Here is a 17918-nt window from a genome sequence, read left to right on the forward strand (position 1 = left end):
ATATGACCGTTGCCCTTAAGAAGCAGCTCGATGAAAGCCTGCGCGATGCGCTGTTGGCGCTTTACCTGAACAAGGTCGCGCCCGATCGGGACAGGATGAAACCCTACAAGATCAAGACCGCCCGGGACCTCTACGAATTCTGGCTGCTGGACGTACTCGTCAGCCAGGACGTGCCCACCACCCCCGTGGCCTGCGCCATTGCCAGTTTGCAGCAGTACATCAACCGCATCCTGATGAACCTGGAGCCCGGCTATGAGCCCGCCGACATCACCCCCGATCTGCGGCAAACCTGGCGCGACGAAATGCACCAGTACCCGACCTGGGCCGCCCACCAGCAGTTGCTTTACTTCCCTGCGATGTACCTCGACCCGAACCTGAGAGCCGACAAAAGCGCCAACTTCCAACAGCTGGAAAACGCCCTCAACCAGAACCAGATCCAACCCGACGCCGTTCAATCGGCGGTCATGGCGTACCTGACCCGATTCGAAGAAGTGGCCAACCTGAACATCCTCAACGGCTACATCGATGGCGAGGACTACGCCAACAGCACCTACTATTTCATCGCCAAGTCCCGCAGCGAAAACAGCTACTTCTGGCGCTCACTGAACATGGCGCAGCGGCCCCTCGCGGGTGTGCCGACACAACCACCGGGCATCACGCCCAAGCTGGACCAGCCCGCCCCATACGCCTGGTCGGACTGGGAAAAAGCCGACCTCCCCATCCCCGAGAACGCGCCCGAGCATTCGGTGCGACCGGTCTGGTTCAACAATCGGCTGTTCGTTATCTGGGCCGAATGCATTCACCAGGACCCTTCAGCCTCCAGCGCCTCTTCGCAGGACGATACAACGGCAGCGAGCAAGCACCATCCGCTGTTGCGCCTGAGCTATTGCTTCAAAAAACACGATGGAACCTGGAGTACGCCGCGGGTGGCCCTGCAAGGCCATTGGGAAGACAGTTCCCTGGGCAACAAAGGCCTTGCGGCGATCAAGACGTTGCTCGTCACGGTCGCCGTGCATTATCGCCAAGGCTCGCGCGACTCGCTGTTTCTCGCCTTGCAGGGTTATGGATCACCGGCAGCGTCAGGCCTGGCCAGCGGCAAGGAGCTTGCCTTCAGACAGACGGTCTGCATCGACAGGCACCTCAATCATGAACCGGGTCGCTCAACGGACGCGGACAACGCACAGCAACTCCTGAGCGCCGCCGCACAGCGTATCCAAGCCACAACGTCCACCAACCTCGAAATCACAGAAGTTGCCCTGCCCGGCAACCTGCCCCCCACTCTGTCGGATTTCGAAAGCGCCTATCGCGATCGCATCACGCTCACCTACACCCGGCACGACTCCAGGCTCACGTTGCAAATGGCGGCCAACATCGACATGACCAGCGCAGGGAACATGGGGTACCTGCCGCGCAACGTAATGCGCTTGAGGGTAGAGAACGCCTTCAGTCTTGAACCTCGCCTGCAAATGAACCTGCTGTTCCCTGCCCAACGCCTGCCGCAGGCGCCCTACATGCGGCTTCATGGCGGTTCGAGCCTTAATCTCAGCAAGCTCCCCGTCGCCCTCGATCGAAGCTTCACGGTGTCCTTTTCGCACACGGCTGACGTTCTGAGAGACAGCGAACACACGCCCAACATTACGCTCTCCAGCCAGACCAGCCTTGAGGGAAAATTCATCTCCACGGATGCCGTCAGACACCTGATCAAGGCCAGCCGGCGTAAGAACAGAAGCTCCTCCACCAGCGGTTCGCAAACCATGACCCTGCAGACCGAGCATGCCAAAACTTTTGACGTGGAACACGTCGCCGTGCTCTGCGATGAACCGCTGGACAAGCAATACGTCGTCTTCCGGCAACCCGCCGCCTCATTAGACCGACCGCTGACCTACGCAGACCTGAGCATCGTGGCCGAGTCCGTTCCGGCCGAGCATCTGCCGCCGTCCTTTGACTTCGAGTGGCCCGGCACCGATCCCGGCGGCGACGGCACCATCCTGCTTCTCGGGGTGGCGTTCGTCCACCCTCTCGATCCGACAAGAAAGCTCTACTCCGTCCTCCGGGCCGTCACGCTCAAACGCCCCTTGAAACGCCAGCAACCGCCCGACATTACCCAGGTCACGGCGCCCGGCTTGGGGTCCACCCAGTTCATCGATTTCGCCAAGTCCACGATCAAAACCAGTGACGCCTCCAGTCGACGGCGCTCGCCGATCCGTTTGAACACCGTGTTCGCCGCCGAACTGATCCGGCGTACCGAGGACGGCCTGGATGAACTGTTCGACTGGACGACCCAACACCTGCAGGAACCCTCGATACCCGACGACCCGAACATCGCGATGGATTTTCATGGCGCCTACGGCCGTTACTTCACCGAGCTGTTCCTCCATGTGCCATGGCTGGTCGCCCATCGCTTGAACGCCGAGCAGCGGTATGAGGAAGCCGAGCGCTGGTTGCGCTACGCCTTCGATCCGGATCGCAACCAGGATGAATGCTGGCGCAGCGTGCCGCTGGTCGATCGCGGCGTGCCGTCGTACGCCGATCAGGCGCCTCATGACCCGCACCAGATCGCCCTCAGTCATCCCGTGCACTTGTGCAAGGCGCTGTACTTCCTGTACCTGGACATCCTGATCAACCGGGGCGATGCCGCATACCGCGCCATGACACCAGACGGCCTCAGCGAAGCGAAGCTGTGGTACGTGCGTGTGCTCGACCTGCTGGGCCCGCGCCCGGCCGTTCGGCCAGTGGCGCCCTGGACGGCCCTCAGCCTGCAAACGTTGGTCGAAACACCCGACGACGACCTGCGCACCTTCGAGTACTCGCTGACCCGCCTGAACGACCACCGCGCGTTGGTCCTTCGCGAAGGCAGTACACGCTCGACCCTGCCGGCCATCGATAGCCCGTATTTGCATCTGCCGTTCAACCCGCAGTTGCTCAGAGGCTGGGACACGGCCGAGAGCCGCCTGCACAACCTGCGGCACAACCTCGACATCGCCGGCAAGCCGCTGCACCTGCCGGTCATCGCGGCGCCGCTGGACCCTCGCGCCCTCTCCAGCACCCTGGCCCTGAACCTGGCGGACAGCGCAACGACCCGCCTGCCCACCGCCGCCATTCCCCCTTACCGCTTCACGACCCTGCATAGCCACGCCCTGCAAGCGGTGGACAGCCTCAGCCAATTCGGCACCCTGTTGCTGTCGCTGATCGAACGCAAGGAAGAAGCCCAGTTGCAGGCCTTGCAGCAACAGCAAGCCTGGGACCTGGCGAAGCGCGCCGTCGACCTGCAACGCCAGGCCTTGAACATCGATCATCGTAACCGTCAGGCACTGGAGGCCACCAAAGGGATCGTCCAGGACCGAGCCCGCCATTACGGAAAACTGATGGAAGAGAACCTCAACGACTCGGAAAAACACGCCACTCAGTTCTACCTGGCCAGCGGCAGTGCCGAGCTCGCCGCCATGACCTGCCAGATCGCGGCAGGCGCCATGATGACGCTGCCCAACATCTTTGGCCTCGCCAACGGTGGCAGTCGCTGGGAAGGGCCAACGCTCGCCGCCTCGGCGGCGGCTCACAGCGCGGCCATCCTCGCCCGTACGGCAGCGGACCACTGCGAGCGTACAGCCTCGTTCAATCGTCGGTGGGACGAGTGGCGCCATGCGTACGACCAGGCCCAACTCGAACTGGAGCAGCTCGACGCCCAACTGGCGCACTTCGCCGAGCAGGAAACCGCCACCCGCCTGCAATTGCGCCTGGTCGAAGCGACCCTCGGCCAGGCCAAGGCCAACTACGATTTCCTGAGCAAGCGCTTCTCCAGGACGCAGCTGTACCAATGGCTCAACAGCCAGTTGGCCGTGGTCTATCGCCAGGCCTACGACGCAACCCTGAGCCTGTGCCTGGCCGCCGAAGCCTGTTGGCAATATGAGACCGCCGACTTCGACAGTCGCTTCATTCAACCCGGAGCGTGGCACACGACCTATCGAGGGCTCGGCGCCGGCGAGTCGCTGAAGCTGAACCTGATGAACATGCACGCCGGCTACCTGCAACGCCATGAGCGCGAGCTGGAGATCCGCAAGACGGTGTCGCTGCGACACCTGAAGGACAAGACCCCGGCCAGCCACCTGAACAAACCATGGCCGCAGATGCTGGACAACCTGAAGAAAGGCGCGTGTGAGTTCGAACTGCCTCATCAGTTGTTCGAAGACGATTACCAGGGCCAGCAACATTACCTGCGGCGCCTCAAGACCATCAGCGTGACCTTGCCGGCCGTCGTCGGTCCTTACGAAAACATTCGGGCCACGCTGACCCAGACCGCCAGCACGGTGTTCCTGTCGCCAGGTGACCGAGGCAAGGCCATGGAGAGCCGCCGCGCCAATCAGCAGATCGCCCTGTCGACAGGGATCGACGACAACGGTCTGTTTACCCTGAGCTTCAACGATGAACGCTACCTGCCGTTCGAATACACCGGTGCCATTTCCCAATGGCAGCTGACCTTCCCGAACCCCAAGGCGCAAAAAGACCTGCTGGAATCGCTGACCGACATCATCGTGCACGTGAGCTACACGGCCAGGGTCGGCGGAGGTGCGCAATGAACGAGCCCTCCGCGTTGCCGGTCACCGCCCCTTCCCTGCCCAAGGGTGGGGGCGCCATTCAAAGTATTGGCAAAGGATGGAGCCCCGTGGGCGCCCACGGTACGGCTGTCTATGAGATGGCCTTGCCCATCTCGCCGGGTCGCGGCTTTGCGCCGCCCCTGTCCTTGAACTACGCCAGTACGCTCGGCAACGGTGTGTTCGGCATCGGCTGGGGGCTGTCATTGCCCAGCGTGGCGCGACGCACCAGCCAGGGTGTGCCGGCCTACGGGCAAGACGACGAAATCATCGGGCCCACCGGGGTGGTGTGGCTGCCCGAGCGTGATGCGCAAGAGGCTGTCGCCTCGACCCGCGTCGACCACTACAACGAATTGGCGCTGGGGACGGTTTATACCGTCACCCGACACTTCCCCAGGACCGAAAACCGTTTCGACCGGATCGAGCATTGGGCTTCGCCAGGCGATACGCCGGGCTTCTGGCTGGTGCACGGTGCCGACGGCAGCCTCCACGTGTTCGGAAAGAGCCAGGCATCGCGGCGCGTCGATCCCGGGGATGCGCGCCGAGTCGGCGAATGGCTGCTGGAGGAAAGCCTGAACGCCCACGGCGAACATATCCTCTATCAATACCAGACAGACGCCACGGCCCAACGCTATTTGAGCCGGGTCAGCTATGGCAATTTCAAGGCCGACACGCAGCTCTATTCATGGACTGCGCAGCGGCTCACGGCCGTGCAATGGCACTTCGAACTGGTGTTCGACTACGGTGAACGAACCACTGCCTATACAGAAAAGCCGCCGTATGAGGGCCGGCAGTGGCCGACCCGCAGCGATCCATTTTCCAGCTTCGCCTACGGTTTTGAATTACGCACCGAACGCCTGTGTCGCCAGGTCCTGATGTTTCACCGTTTCCCCGATGAACTGGGCGCGGCCCCCGTCCTGGTGCGGCGCCTGCTGCTTGACTATCGACAGACGCCCTTGGGTTATCAGCACTTGAGCGCCGCCCACGAACAGGCGTTCGCCGAAGACAAAACCGTCGAGCGACGCCCTCCCGTCGAGTTCAGCTACAGCGCATTCAAGCTCACGCTCGACCCCCTCGCCTGGCAGCGTTTTGCGGACATGCCGGGGCTCAACGACGGCCACAGCTATCAGTTAGTGGACCTGTACGGCGAAGGCCTGTCGGGTGTGCTCCATCGAAACGAAAAAGGCTGGCATTACCGTGAACCCATGCGCGCCAAGGACAACGGCAACGAAGTGGCCTACGCGCCGTGGCGAACGCTCCCCAACCTCCCGGTAGCCGACACGGCAACATCGGTGCACCAGGCCTTGAGCGATCTCACGGGGGACGGTCGTTTGGACTGGCTCATCGCCCGGCCGCAAGTGAGCGGTTTCTTCTCCCTCGAAGCCGATCGAAGCTGGTCGGACTTCGCCACGTTCGAGGCATTTGCCCCAGAGTTCTTCAGTCCTCAAGGGCAGTTGGCCGATCTGATGGGGGACGGGCTCGGCGATCTGGCATTGATCGGCCCGCGTAGCGTTCGCCTGTACGCCAACCAACGAAAATACGGTTTTTCACCGCCATTCGAGGTCCCCCGAGAAGCGCATGAAGACGCCCTGCCCGTGTTCACCGGCTCTGCCGGCGAACTGGTGGCTTTCAGCGACGTACTGGGCAGCGGCCAGCAGCACCTGGTGCGCATTCGTCATAACGAAGTGAAGTGCTGGCACAACCTCGGACGCGGACGCTTCGGCCAAGGCCGGGTGCTGGATTTCCCCGGGTTGGCCCACGAAAGCTTCGACGCCTCGCGTATTCGCCTGGCGGACCTGGATGGCTCCGGCGCCGTCGACCTGATCTACCTGCAAGCGGATCAGGCACTGATTTTCATGAACCGCTGCGGCCAGGGCTTCGCCCTCCCGGTGGCGCTGCCCTGGCCCGAAGAGCTGCGCTACGATCCGTTGTGCCAAGTGAGCGTCGCCGACCTGCAAGGGCTTGGCTGTTCCAGTCTGATCCTGAGCTCACCGCACATGAACTCGCAACATTGGCACTACGACTTCGTCAGCGCCAAACCGTATCTGCTCACCGGCACCAACAACAACATGGGCGCCGACGACCGCATCGACTACCGCAGCTCGGCGCAGGAATGGCTGGATGAGAAACAGGAGAGAATCGCTGCTGGCAAGCCACTCACTTGCCGCCTACCCTTGGCCCTGCACCTGGTGTGCAGTCAGACCCGCCTGGACGAAACCACCGGCAACCAGCTGACCCAGGCGTTCGCCTATCGCCAAGGTTACTACGACGGCAGCGAGCGGGAATTTCGCGGTTTCGGCCTGCTGCTGCAAACCGACACTCCAGCCAGCCCCGGCGACAGCGACGCCCAGGACATCACCTCTCTGTGCCTGAAGAAAACCTGGTTTCACACCGGACGCCGAGTGGATCTGCCGCGAAACGGCTACAGCCGCGCAGACAAGCAGGCCATGGCGCTGGGCAAGACATTGCTTTGCCAATACCAACCCGAGACGCAGCGCGACCGGATCATCGCCTCGCCAGACGCGACCACCGACCTGGAAATGGCCCGCGCCCTGTGTGGCCGCTTGCTGCGCAGCGAGGTCTTCGGCGTCGATGAACGCCGCAACGCTACCCGCCTCTATACGGTCCAGGAGCACCGTTACGGGCTGCGCCTGCTGCAAGCCCCCGACAACCATCGCCGCCAGGCCCGGATGCTGCCGCTGCTGCTGGAGTCGATCACGTATCAATACGACGGCTTTGTCGATGACCCGCAATGCCGGCACACCCTGAATCTGCAACACGACCTGTACGGTGCGCAGACCCGCAGCGTGGATGTCCATTACGCCCGACGAACAACCGCGAGCGACACCCCACCATTCAACGACGCCGACCAACAGCAGTGGTGGCACGACGCTCACGACCCGGCGCAGCAGCGCTACCAACTGAACGAAACCCGCGCCGAGTTCATTCACCTGCAAACAGCCCGGCAATGGCGACTCGGCCTGCCTTATCGCCAGCGCACCCAGGCCTTGCAGCGCCCCAAGGCCCCTGAAGACGAGGGGCTCGCCCCGCGGGACATCACGTTCGAAACACTCGATGACCGTGTGACAGCCACCATTTGGAACACCCAAGGCGTGCTCACAGGCCTGTCCGTGCAGCGCTATAAACAGGCGTCGAACGGAGCCATCTGGCCCGACGGCGTCGCCGACCTGCAGGCCCTGGTCGATCACCTGGAGCACGCCGAGCTGGATGAAAAGGCCCTGGAAGCCTTCCAGTCGCTGCCACAAGACGCCCGCCCTCAAGGAAAACTGCTGGAGCAAATCGGCTATCACCGAATGACCGACTTCCTGCCCGCGTCGGCGCCCGCAAGGCTCTGGTCGGTCAAGTGCGACTTCGCGAGCTACGCGCCGCTGGAAGGATTCTACAAGGTCAACGCCGTACAACCGAGCCAAAGCCAGGGGGTGACCCAGATCAGCTACGACCCGTATGCCTGCCGGGTCATCGCCTTCACGCTGCCCGATGGCTGCACCACCCAGGCTGTCCACGACTACCGCTCGCTGCAACCGGTGCGCATCACCGACCCCAACGGCAACGTCCAGGAAGCCTTGTTCGATGGGTTCGGGCAGGTCCTGGCCAGCTCTTTTCATGGCGATGAAGATGGCACGCCCGCGGGCTTCAAGCCCCTCGCCCAGTTCAAGCGCCCTTCGTTCGAGCCTGCGGCGCAGGCCGTCCGCCGGGAAAGGGAAGCCGTGCAGGGCGCCGCCACGGCCCACTATTACGCGCCCTTCAGCTGGATGGGGCGGGTATCGACGGCCGCATTGGCCGACACCGACTGGCTGGCGCGTTGCGTAGCAAGAGGGGACCTGCTTGCCGACGGGCATCTCTGCGCGTCAGCCCGAACCCGGTTGTCGTCTGGCCGAGCACTGTCCGGCGACGACCTGAAGCTCAAAGACGAACTCGAGGCCTCAAGCCGAGAGCCCGTGCATGTCGCGACCCTGGTCGCCGACCGCTACCCCGATGACCCGCAGCAACAGATCCGCATTGCCATCACCCATTTCGATGGCTTCGGTCGAACGTTGCAAAACAAACAACGGGTCGAGTCGGGCATGGCCTGTGTCGTCGACGCCAAAGGCGAACTGACCCTGGCAGATGGAAAGCCCAAGGCGCAGATCGCCGCGGTGCGCTGGCGTGTCAGCGAACGGGTGGAATACAACGGCAAGGGGTGGGTGGTGCGGGTCTATCGGCCTTACTTTGCCGATCATCATCGCCACATCAACGACGCGCCCCTGCGCCAGTGCGGTCATTTCGACCAGCATGTCCACGACCCCCTCGGACGCCTGACCCACACGTGGCTCGCCCGGCAGGATGACCTTTGCTATTTGCGCCGCCACACGCGCCACCCCTGGTACAGCGTGGACGAAGACGAGAACGACACCTTGCAGGAGGTCATGTCGACCCGCGGGGGTGCTGCATGAGCGCTCGCCTTCACCACAAGACGCCCACGATCAACGTCATCGACAACCGTGGCCTGCCCGTGCGGCAGGTGGCTTACCACCGACGCGAGGCAGACGAGCCAAGCCAGGCGCGCATCATCCGGCATCACTACGACGCGGCGGGGCGGCAGGTGGCGCAGTGGGACGCCCGGCTGTTCGCCAACGCCCCCGAAGCCAACCTGCACACCGTCTACAGCTTGTCGGGCAAGCCACTGCGGGTGAGCAGTGTCGACGCCGGATGGCGCCTGAGCCTGCCGGGCGACGCCGGGCAGGTGCTGCGCCGTTGGGACCAACGGGGAAACCAGGAGCAAACCACCTTCGACGATCAACGGCGGCCGGTCATGCGTCGCGAGCAAACGCCAGGGCAGGCGCCACGCACAGTCGAATGCCTGCGCTACGGCGACAGTTCGCCAGCGTCTGCCGCCCGTAACCTGTGTGGTGCCCTGGTCCGTCAGGATGACAGCGCCGGCACCCTGCTCACCCATGCCTACGCGCTTTGCGCCAACCCGCTGAGTCAGACCCGGCACCTGTCAGCCGACACCGCGCCCGGCGACTGGCCAGGGAACGAAAAAGACCGAGACCTGCTGCTGGAACACGGCGACGGCCACACCACACATTGGCGCTACGACGCACTCGGGCAGGTCATCGAACAAACCGATGCGGCCCGGCACCAACAGCGGTACACGTTCGATCGCGCGGGCCAGCTCAGTGCCGTGAGCCTGAAGCCCCGGGACGCCACCGTCGAAACAACCGTCGCAAGCCAACTCACCTACAACGCCTCCGGCCAGCTCGAATCCCAGGCCGCCGGCAACGGTGTCATCAGCCGCGCCGTGTTCGACCCGGCCACCGGGCGACTGACCGCCCTCAGCGCATCGCTGTCCACCCGAACCTTGCAGGACCTGCATTACACCTACGACCCGGTGGGAAACGTGCTGCGCATCGAAGACAAGGCCCAGCCGGTGCAGTACGGCAGTAACCAGCGGGTCGAAGCCACGCGCACTTTCACCTACGACAGCCTGTATCAATTGATCCGTGCGACAGGGCGTGAAACCGCAGGCCTGGCCCCGACCCTCCTCAACATTCCGATCGATGCCGGTCAGTTGTTCAATTACACCGAGCACTACACCTACGACATCGGCGGCAACCTGACCGAGCTGCGCCATGTCCGCGAGCGCAACCACTACACCCGGACGTTCAACGTCAGCCCCACCAGCAACCGCCTGCTGAGCTGGAACACCGGCCAGTCGGCGCCCGACGTCACGATGGCCTTCGATGCCAACGGCAACCAGCAGGCGCTGCTGCCCGGGCAGGCGCTGGCCTGGAACAACCGCAATCAACTCGACAGCGTGGTGCTGGTCCAGCGTGCAGACGCGCCCGACGACGTTGAGCGCTATCTCTACGACAACGGCGGCCAACGGGTGCGCAAGGTCCGCACGGTCCACACCGAGGCCATCATCCATACCCGGGAGGTGCGCTACCTGCCGGGCCTGGAAATCCACACCCGTCCCAATGAACGGCTGGAAATGATCAGCCTGCAAGCCGGCCGCTTCAGCGTGCGTTACCTGCACTGGACCGCAGGCCGACCCTCCGGCATCGCCGCCAACCCAATGCGCTACGGCCTTGGCGACCACCTGAGCTCCTGCTCACTGGAGCTCGACGCCCAAGGCGGGTTGATCAGCCAGGAAGGCTACCTGCCCTACGGAGGGACCGCCTGGTTGGCCTCGCGCTCGGCGCTGGAAGTCAGCTATCGCACCCTTCGCTATTGCGGCAAGGAGCGCGACGCCAGCGGCCTGTATTACTACGGCCAACGCTACTACGCGCCCTGGTTGCAACGCTGGATCAGCCCCGACCCGGCGGGGGCGGTCGACGGATTGAACCTGTACGCCATGGTGGCCAACAATCCGCTCAGGTTCGTCGACCATCAGGGATGGCTGAAGGATGACGTCGTCAAAGGGGTGGAGGCTGATGGGCACGCCCGGTCCCTGGCGATGATGCAGCCTCCCTCGGCCCTGCCGCCCAGGCGAATGGCCGGTGACGACCGAGAAAACGCCGCGCTCAACCTGGCCCTGCGTCCGACCCCAGGCTTGAGCAAGACAAAGCGCAAGGACCTGGTGGTTCACTCGTTTGGCGTGACCGGCGATACCCTGGACAGTAAGCCGGTGGCGCTCTACGAGTACCACAATCTCTCCGGCCCCAAATCCGGCCCGACGGGTTATCGCGGCGTGGACGCCCACTACGAAGGCAGCGCTAAAAGCGACAGTTTCTACCTGAACTTCGGCAGCTACAGGATCGGCAATACCAGCGAGTACCTGAGCGACCTGGCCGAACGCTACCGCGCCACCAAGAACGACCCGATCCACAGACTCGAAGTGGATCCCGAGTTACTCAAGCGCGAGCCCACGCTGAGCAGGACGGTCGATGCCCTGTCGGAGCTCCAGCCCAACACCCAGAACCTCATCGCCACGCATATCGAGCGCTGCAACGGCATCATCCCCGTGCGCGCCGGGGGGCCGGGGGCGCATGGGGAAGTCCGGGTACTGAACGATGTCGTCGCGCTCTATCCGGGCCAGGCCGAGCGAGTGCTTTCGGACACGTACCTGTTCACCGAAAAAATCACCGGCGTGGCTCAACCGGAACCGTTCATTGCCTGCTTCAACTGCAGCGGGATCATTCCCGAAAACGTCCATATTCCCACGCAGCGCCACCCCAGGAGCTATGAGATGTACAACGATCACGTCCAGGCAATCACACGACCTTAGCGCCTTGGCAGTTCAGGACTCAGGCACTGATCGCGTCGGTAAACACCAACCGGTTCCCGAACGGGTCGGTGACGGTCAGTTCCTGGGTCCCCCAAGGCATCGCCTGGATCTCCGGGTGAGCGTAACGGTACTGCGTGGCCCGCAATTGCTGCTGGAACGCTTGCAGTTCATCCGTCTCGATGCGCAGCGCCGAGCCCGGCGTGCAATCGCTATGGTGCTCGGACAGGTGCAACACGCACTCGCCACGGGACACTTGCAGGTAGAGCGGGAAGTTGTCGCCAAAGCGGTGTTGCCAGTCGACGGTAAAGCCCAGGAAGTCGACGTAGAACTCCATCGCCTTGGCTTCATCGAAGATCCGCAGGATCGGAGTGGTTTTACCGAAGCTCATGGGTTTGCTCCCTGGCTGAAAGGACCCAGTCTAGCTGGGTTGAACCCAGTGCTTCGGCCTTGGCGCGGGGTTCTTTAATGTCGAAGTGCCACCCCCCCTGGATAACACTGCACATTTGAAGGCTCCAACGAATCCGTGGCGAGGGAGCTTGCTCCCGCTGGACGCGCCAGCGTCCCCTGCCGTGTGATGATGTCAACACAAGCGCTGCTTCGCCCCCCAGCGGGAGCAAGCGCCCTCGCCACACTGACTCATCACCCCGCGAGACTTCCTCGCGCCAGGAACCGTCCTCCCCGGCGCCCATTCGCCTGGCCTTCGTCATAACTCAGGACGCCATTGACCCACACGCCATCAATGCCTTCGGCAGCCCGTTGCGGTTCGATGAAATCGGCGACATCACGAATGGTCTGTGGATTGAACAGCACCAGATCAGCCCAATGCCCTTCACGGATGTCCCCGCGCCCTTCCAAGCCGAAGCGCGCCGCAGAAAGACCGGTCATTTTGTGCACGGCGGTATGCAGCGGAAAAAGCCCGACGTCACGACTGAAATGTCCCAGCACCCGTGGGAAAGCGCCCCACAGGCGCGGGTGGGGAAACGGGTCTTCGGGCAATCCGTCGGAACCGACCATGGACAGCGGGTGGGCGAGGATTCGTCTTACATCACCTTCATCCATGCCGTAGTACACCGCACCCGCCGGTTGCAGGCGCTGCGCCGCGTCCAGCAGCGACACGCCCCACTCGCCGGCAATATCGGTCAGGTCGCGGCCACCCATCGACGGATGCGGCGTCGACCAGGTGATGGTGATGCGATGGGCGTCAGTCACTTGCTTGAGGTCCAGCGTCGAAGAACTCGCTGCATAGGGGTAGCAGTCACAACCGACAGGATGGTTTCGCGCGGCATTTTCCAGCGCCGCGAGCACCTGTGGACTGCGCCCCCAATTACCGGCGCCAGCGCATTTGAGGTGGGAAATGATCACTGGACTCTGCGCATGACGACCGATCTGGAACGCTTCGGCCATGGCCTCGAGCACGGGCTCGAATTCGCTGCGCAGGTGAGTGGTGTAGACCGCACCGAAGGCCTGCAGCTCTTCGGTCAGTTGCATGACTTCGTCGGTGGACGCGCAAAACGCGTTGGCGTAGGCCAGTCCGGTGGACAACCCCAGCGCGCCGTTCTCCAGGCTTTCGCGCAGTTGCCGGCGCATGGCGGCGATTTGCGGCGCGCTGGCGGTGCGCAGCAGATCGTCCATGTGATTGTTGCGCAACGCCGTGTGGCCCACCAACGCGGCAACGTTGACCGCCGGTGCAGCCGCTTCCACGGCGTCGCGATAATCGCTGAAGCGCGGGTAGGTAAACGCCGAGGCCGGGCCGAGCAGGTTCATCGGGTCGGGCGGATCGCCCCGCAGGCTCACCGGCGAGGCGCTGATGCCGCAGTTGCCGACGATCACCGTGGTCACGCCCTGGCTGAGCTTGGGCAGCATCTGCGGTTGGCGGATCACCACCGTGTCGTCATGGGTGTGCACGTCGATGAACCCCGGCGCCAGCACGCGGCCAGCGGCGTCGATGTCGACCACCGCCCGCGCCGCGCCCACGTCACCGATGCGCTCGATGCGCCCGGCGCGAATTGCGACATCGGCGTCGTAGCCAGGGGTGTCGCGGCCATCGATGACGTGCGCGTTGCGGATAAGCGTGTCGTACAGCATGTCAGTCTCCCAGCGGCAGGTCGTCGTCGCCGCCACGGTAGTCGTCCAGCGCGAGTTTGACTCGCCGCAGGCGCTCTTGATTGTCTTCGGGGTGGGCCAGGGCAAGCTCGGTGGCGAGCACGTCGATGGCCAGCAGCATGCCGTAGCGCGCTGCCGTGGGTTTGTAGATGAACGAGGTTTCGGCGCCTTGCAGGGGCAGCACCCCATCGGCCAGTTGGGCCAGCGGCGAGTCGGCTCGGGTAATGGCCAGGATCGGCGCGCCATAGCCGCGGGCCAGTTCAACGGCATCGAGCAGTTCCGGGGTGATGCCGGTGAGCGAGCAGGCGATGACCAGATGGGCTTCGCTGAGCGAGGTGGCGGTGATGCGCATCATCACCGGATCGCGGCACGCGGCAATCGGGTAGCCGAAACGCACCAGGCGCACCTGCAACTCTTCGCAACACAGCGCCGACCAGCCGCCGAGCCCGAACGCATGGATCATCCGCGCCTTGCCCAGCATCCGCACGGCATCGGCGAACCGCGTTTCTTCGAATGCCGAGAGGTGCTGGCGCAACGTGGACTCGATGTCGCCGACAATCTGCCCATAGAACGCCGATTGCTCAGGCGCGCCCGCCGGGTCGAGAAACCGGCTGCCGACACCGCTGGCCTGGGCCAGTTGCAGGCGCAGGTCCCGCAGGTCGCGACAACCGACGCTACGGGCAAACCGTGACAGCGTGGCGCTGCTGACGTCGGCGCGCCGGGCCAGTTCGTCCAGGCTGGCGGAGGCGGCAAAGCCGACGTCGTCGAGCATCAGCCGGGCGATTCGGCCTTCGCCGGCACTGAAGGAATCCTGGCGAGCGCGGATCTGGTAGAGGATGTCCATGGGGGCTCCTGTGTGGGTGCGTAACGCTCAGAGCAAACGCGCAAGCCCGAGGGTCAGGCCGAAGGCGACCAGGGAAATCAGGGTTTCGAGCACCGTCCAGGTCTTGAAGGTCTGGGCAACGGTCATATTGAAGTATTCCTTGATCAGCCAGAAGCCGCCGTCATTCACGTGGGAAAAGATAACCGACCCGGCCCCGGTGGCCAGCACCAGCAGCTCGGGGTGCGGGTAGCCGAGGCTGATCGCCACGGGCGCGACGATACCCGAGGCCGTGGTCATCGCCACCGTGGCCGACCCCGTGGCGACGCGCATCAAGGCCGCGAACAGCCAGCCCATGACCAGTGGCGACAACTGGAACGCCTGGGCCAGGCCGACGATCTGCTGGGTGACCCCGGCGTCCACCAGGATCCGGTTCAAGCCGCCGCCGGCGCCCACCAGCAAGGTGATGCTCGCCGTCGGTGCCAGGCATTCGTTGGTGAATTTGAGGATCGATTCGCGGTTGAAGCCCTGGGCCAGGCCGAGGGTCCAGAAACTGAGGAGGGTCGCCAGCAGCAAGGCAATCACCGAGTTGCCAATGAACAGCAGGAACTGGTTGAAACCGCTGCCCGGCGTGGAAATCAGGTTGGCCCAACCGCCGATCAGCATCAGGATCACCGGCAGCAGGATCGTCCCCAGGGTGATGCCGAACCCCGGCAACCGGGCGCGGGGTTCGCGGTCGAGAAACTGCCGCTCCAGCGGGTTTTCCGCCGGCAACGGGATGCGCGGCACGATGAATTTCGCATAGAGCGGCCCGGCGATGATCGCGGTGGGGATGCCAATCAGGATCGCATACAGCAGGGTCTGTCCCACGGAGGCCTGGAACGCCTGCACCGCCAGCATCGCCGCCGGATGCGGCGGCACCAGGGCATGGACCACCGAAAGCCCGGCAACCATCGGCAACCCCACCATCAGGATCGACACCCCCACGCGCCGGGCGATGGTGAAGGCAATGGGCACCAGCAGCACGAAACCGACTTCGAAGAACAACGGCAGCCCCACCAGGAAGGCGATGCACACCATCGCCCAATGGGCGTTGCGCTCGCCGAAGCGTTCGATCAGCGTCTGCGCCAGCCGCTCCGCCCCGCCGGACTCGGCCATCATTTTGCCGAGCATCGTGCCCAGGGCCACCACCAGCGCAATGTGCCCCAGCGTCTTGCCGACTCCGGCCTCATAGGCCCCCACCACGCCCGACGGCGGCATCCCCGCCAGCAACGCCAGGCCGATGGACACCAGCGTGATCACGATGAACGGATTGAGCCGGTAACGGGCGATCAGCACGATCAGCGCAATGATGGCGATGGCCGCATAGACCAGCAGCCAGTATCCGAAAGCAGGGGCCATGCGGTACTCCTTGAACAGGGTCACGTCGAGTTGTGAAACTCATAAATCATTTCAAGGAGAATTCTTCAAACATTCTGAAAGTCATTTTCGTGCACAGACAAGAAGTGTCGCCCAGGGACATCGCCCGGCAGGCCTGATGAAAATCCGCTGTGAAACTTTCATTCCTGTGCAAGCAGCGCCGGCGCCCTCAGGTTCACTGTTCTTGCGCCCGGCAATTGCGTACCATCCGCCCCTGTTTTTGCACCACGTCCCCCGGCCGCCGAGCCTCAATCGGTGCCCTGTCAGGTAAATCATGAAACCAGCACGCCCTCGCGCCGACGTCCTCGCCGGCCTCACCACGTCTTTCGCCTTGCTTCCCGAATGCATCGCCTTCGCCCTGGTTGCTCACCTCAATCCACTGATGGGGCTCTACGGCGCGTTCATCCTCTGCACCCTCACCGCCCTGTTCGGCGGGCGTCCGGGCATGGTGTCCGGCGCGGCGGGGTCGATGGCCGTGGTGATTGTCGCCCTGGTGGTGCAGCACGGCGTGCAGTACCTGCTGGCCACCGTGCTATTGGGCGGGGTGATCATGATGGCGTTTGGGCTGTTGCGGCTGGGCAAGCTGGTGCGCATGGTGCCGCACCCGGTGATGCTCGGTTTCGTCAACGGCCTGGCGATCGTGATCGCACTGGCCCAGCTGGAACACTTCAAGAGTGGCGGCACCTGGCTGAGCGGTACAGCGCTGTACCTGATGGCGGGCCTGGTGGCACTGACCATGGCCATCGTCTACCTGTTGCCGCGCCTGACCCGCAGCGTACCACCGGCCCTGGTGGCGATCCTGGGTGTCGGCCTGGCGGTCTACCTGCTCGGCCTGCCCACCCGCACCCTGGGCGACATGGCCCACATCGCCGGCGGTTTGCCAAGCCTCGCCTGGCCGGACATTCCCTGGAACCTTCAAACCCTGCAGATCATCGCCCCCTACGCCGTGATCATGGCCATGGTAGGCCTACTGGAAACCCTGCTGACACTGAACATGACCGACGAAATCACCGAGAGCCGCGGTTACCCGGACCGTGAATGCGTGGCCCTGGGCGCCTCGAACATCGTCTCGGGCCTGTTCGGCGGCATGGGCGGTTGCGCGATGATCGGCCAGACGGTGATCAACCTCAGCTCCGGCGGACGCGGGCGCCTGTCGGGCGTGGTGGCCGGGGTGATGGTGTTGCTGTTCGTGTTGTTCCTGTCACCGCTGATCGAGCGCATCCCGCTCGCCGCGCTGGTGGGCGTGATGTTCGTGGTGTCGCAGCAGACGTTTGCCTGGGCCTCGCTGCGGGTGCTCAACAAGGTGCCGGTCAACGATGTGCTGGTGATCATCGCGGTGACCCTCATCACCGTGTTCACCGACCTGGCCGTCGCCGTGCTCTGCGGCATCATCATCGCCGCGCTGAACTTTGCCTGGCAGCAAGCGCGGGAGTTGTACGCCGACACGCACCTGGAAGCCGACGGCAGCAAGCTCTACCGCCTGCACGGCACCTTGTTCTTCGCCTCGACCACACCGTTCCTCAACCAGTTCGACCCGGCCAACGACCCGGCCCAGGTCACCCTGGACTGCCGCCACCTGCGCTTCGTCGACTACTCGGCCATCGCCGCGCTCATGACCCTGCGCGAGCGCTACAGCAAGGCCGGCAAGCACCTGCGGGTGTTCCACCTCTCCGAGCGATGCAAGCAGATGCTCAAGCGCGCGGATGCGCATCACGACTGAGCATCAAGCTTCCCACAAACCCTTGTGGGAGCGAGC

The 17918-nt window shown here is 63.8% G+C and carries 8 protein-coding genes; 4 read left to right on the top strand and 4 right to left on the bottom strand.

The window, feature by feature from the left end; genetic code table 11:
- Positions 1-2 precede the first annotated feature (2 nt).
- The 3 genes from VM99_20735 to VM99_20745 are packed head-to-tail and all read left to right on the top strand — an operon-like array spanning position 3 to position 11820.
- Positions 3-4574 (top strand): toxin, encoded by a 4572-nt coding sequence (locus VM99_20735; GenBank protein ID AKK00379.1) that lies wholly within the window; start codon positions 3-5, stop codon positions 4572-4574.
- Positions 4571-9043, top strand: a complete 4473-nt coding sequence (locus VM99_20740) for a toxin (protein AKK00380.1) — start codon at positions 4571-4573, stop codon at positions 9041-9043. Before VM99_20735 ends, VM99_20740 begins: the two co-directional genes overlap by 4 nt.
- A complete protein-coding gene (locus VM99_20745; protein AKK00381.1) occupies positions 9040-11820 on the top strand; it encodes a toxin in 2781 nt (926 codons plus the stop codon). The genes VM99_20740 and VM99_20745 overlap by 4 nt, the downstream gene beginning before the upstream one ends.
- 19 nt (positions 11821-11839) lie before the next feature.
- Here the strand turns inward: VM99_20745 and VM99_20750 are convergent, their stop codons facing one another.
- The 4 genes from VM99_20750 to VM99_20765 all read right to left on the bottom strand — a co-directional run bounded on the left by VM99_20750 (position 11840) and on the right by VM99_20765 (position 16144).
- Entirely contained in the window at positions 11840-12208 is a 369-nt protein-coding gene (locus tag VM99_20750; protein ID AKK00382.1) for a glyoxalase, read from the bottom strand.
- A gap of 251 nt (positions 12209-12459) precedes the next feature.
- Entirely contained in the window at positions 12460-13905 is a 1446-nt protein-coding gene (locus VM99_20755; protein AKK00383.1) for a D-aminoacylase, read from the bottom strand.
- Position 13906: 1 nt separating this feature from the next.
- The gene (locus tag VM99_20760) at positions 13907-14767 is read right to left on the bottom strand and encodes an RpiR family transcriptional regulator (GenBank protein AKK00384.1); all 861 of its coding nucleotides are present in this window, start codon (positions 14765-14767) and stop codon (positions 13907-13909) included.
- A 27-nt stretch (positions 14768-14794) separates the two neighbouring features.
- A complete protein-coding gene (locus VM99_20765; protein AKK00385.1) occupies positions 14795-16144 on the bottom strand; it encodes a permease DsdX in 1350 nt (449 codons plus the stop codon).
- Positions 16145-16436: 292 nt separating this feature from the next.
- Here VM99_20765 and VM99_20770 point away from each other — a divergent pair, with 292 nt between their 5' ends.
- Entirely contained in the window at positions 16437-17882 is a 1446-nt protein-coding gene (locus tag VM99_20770; GenBank protein ID AKK00386.1) for a sulfate transporter, read from the top strand.
- Positions 17883-17918 lie beyond the last annotated feature (36 nt).

Origin of the sequence: Pseudomonas chlororaphis, from assembly GCA_001023535.1 — a bacterium.
GTDB classification, from domain to species: Bacteria; Pseudomonadota; Gammaproteobacteria; order Pseudomonadales; family Pseudomonadaceae; genus Aquipseudomonas; species Aquipseudomonas chlororaphis_E.

What these genes read in the sequence shown, in the direction of transcription:
- VM99_20735 (AKK00379.1), top strand. Translation starts at nt 3, where the DNA reads ATGACCGTTGCCCTTAAGAAGCAGCTCGATGAAAGCCTGCGCGATGCG.
- VM99_20740 (AKK00380.1), top strand. Translation starts at nt 4,571, where the DNA reads ATGAACGAGCCCTCCGCGTTGCCGGTCACCGCCCCTTCCCTGCCCAAG.
- VM99_20745 (AKK00381.1), top strand. Translation starts at nt 9,040, where the DNA reads ATGAGCGCTCGCCTTCACCACAAGACGCCCACGATCAACGTCATCGAC.
- VM99_20750 (AKK00382.1), bottom strand. Translation starts at nt 12,208, where the DNA reads ATGAGCTTCGGTAAAACCACTCCGATCCTGCGGATCTTCGATGAAGCC.
- VM99_20755 (AKK00383.1), bottom strand. Translation starts at nt 13,905, where the DNA reads ATGCTGTACGACACGCTTATCCGCAACGCGCACGTCATCGATGGCCGC.
- VM99_20760 (AKK00384.1), bottom strand. Translation starts at nt 14,767, where the DNA reads ATGGACATCCTCTACCAGATCCGCGCTCGCCAGGATTCCTTCAGTGCC.
- VM99_20765 (AKK00385.1), bottom strand. Translation starts at nt 16,144, where the DNA reads ATGGCCCCTGCTTTCGGATACTGGCTGCTGGTCTATGCGGCCATCGCC.
- VM99_20770 (AKK00386.1), top strand. Translation starts at nt 16,437, where the DNA reads ATGAAACCAGCACGCCCTCGCGCCGACGTCCTCGCCGGCCTCACCACG.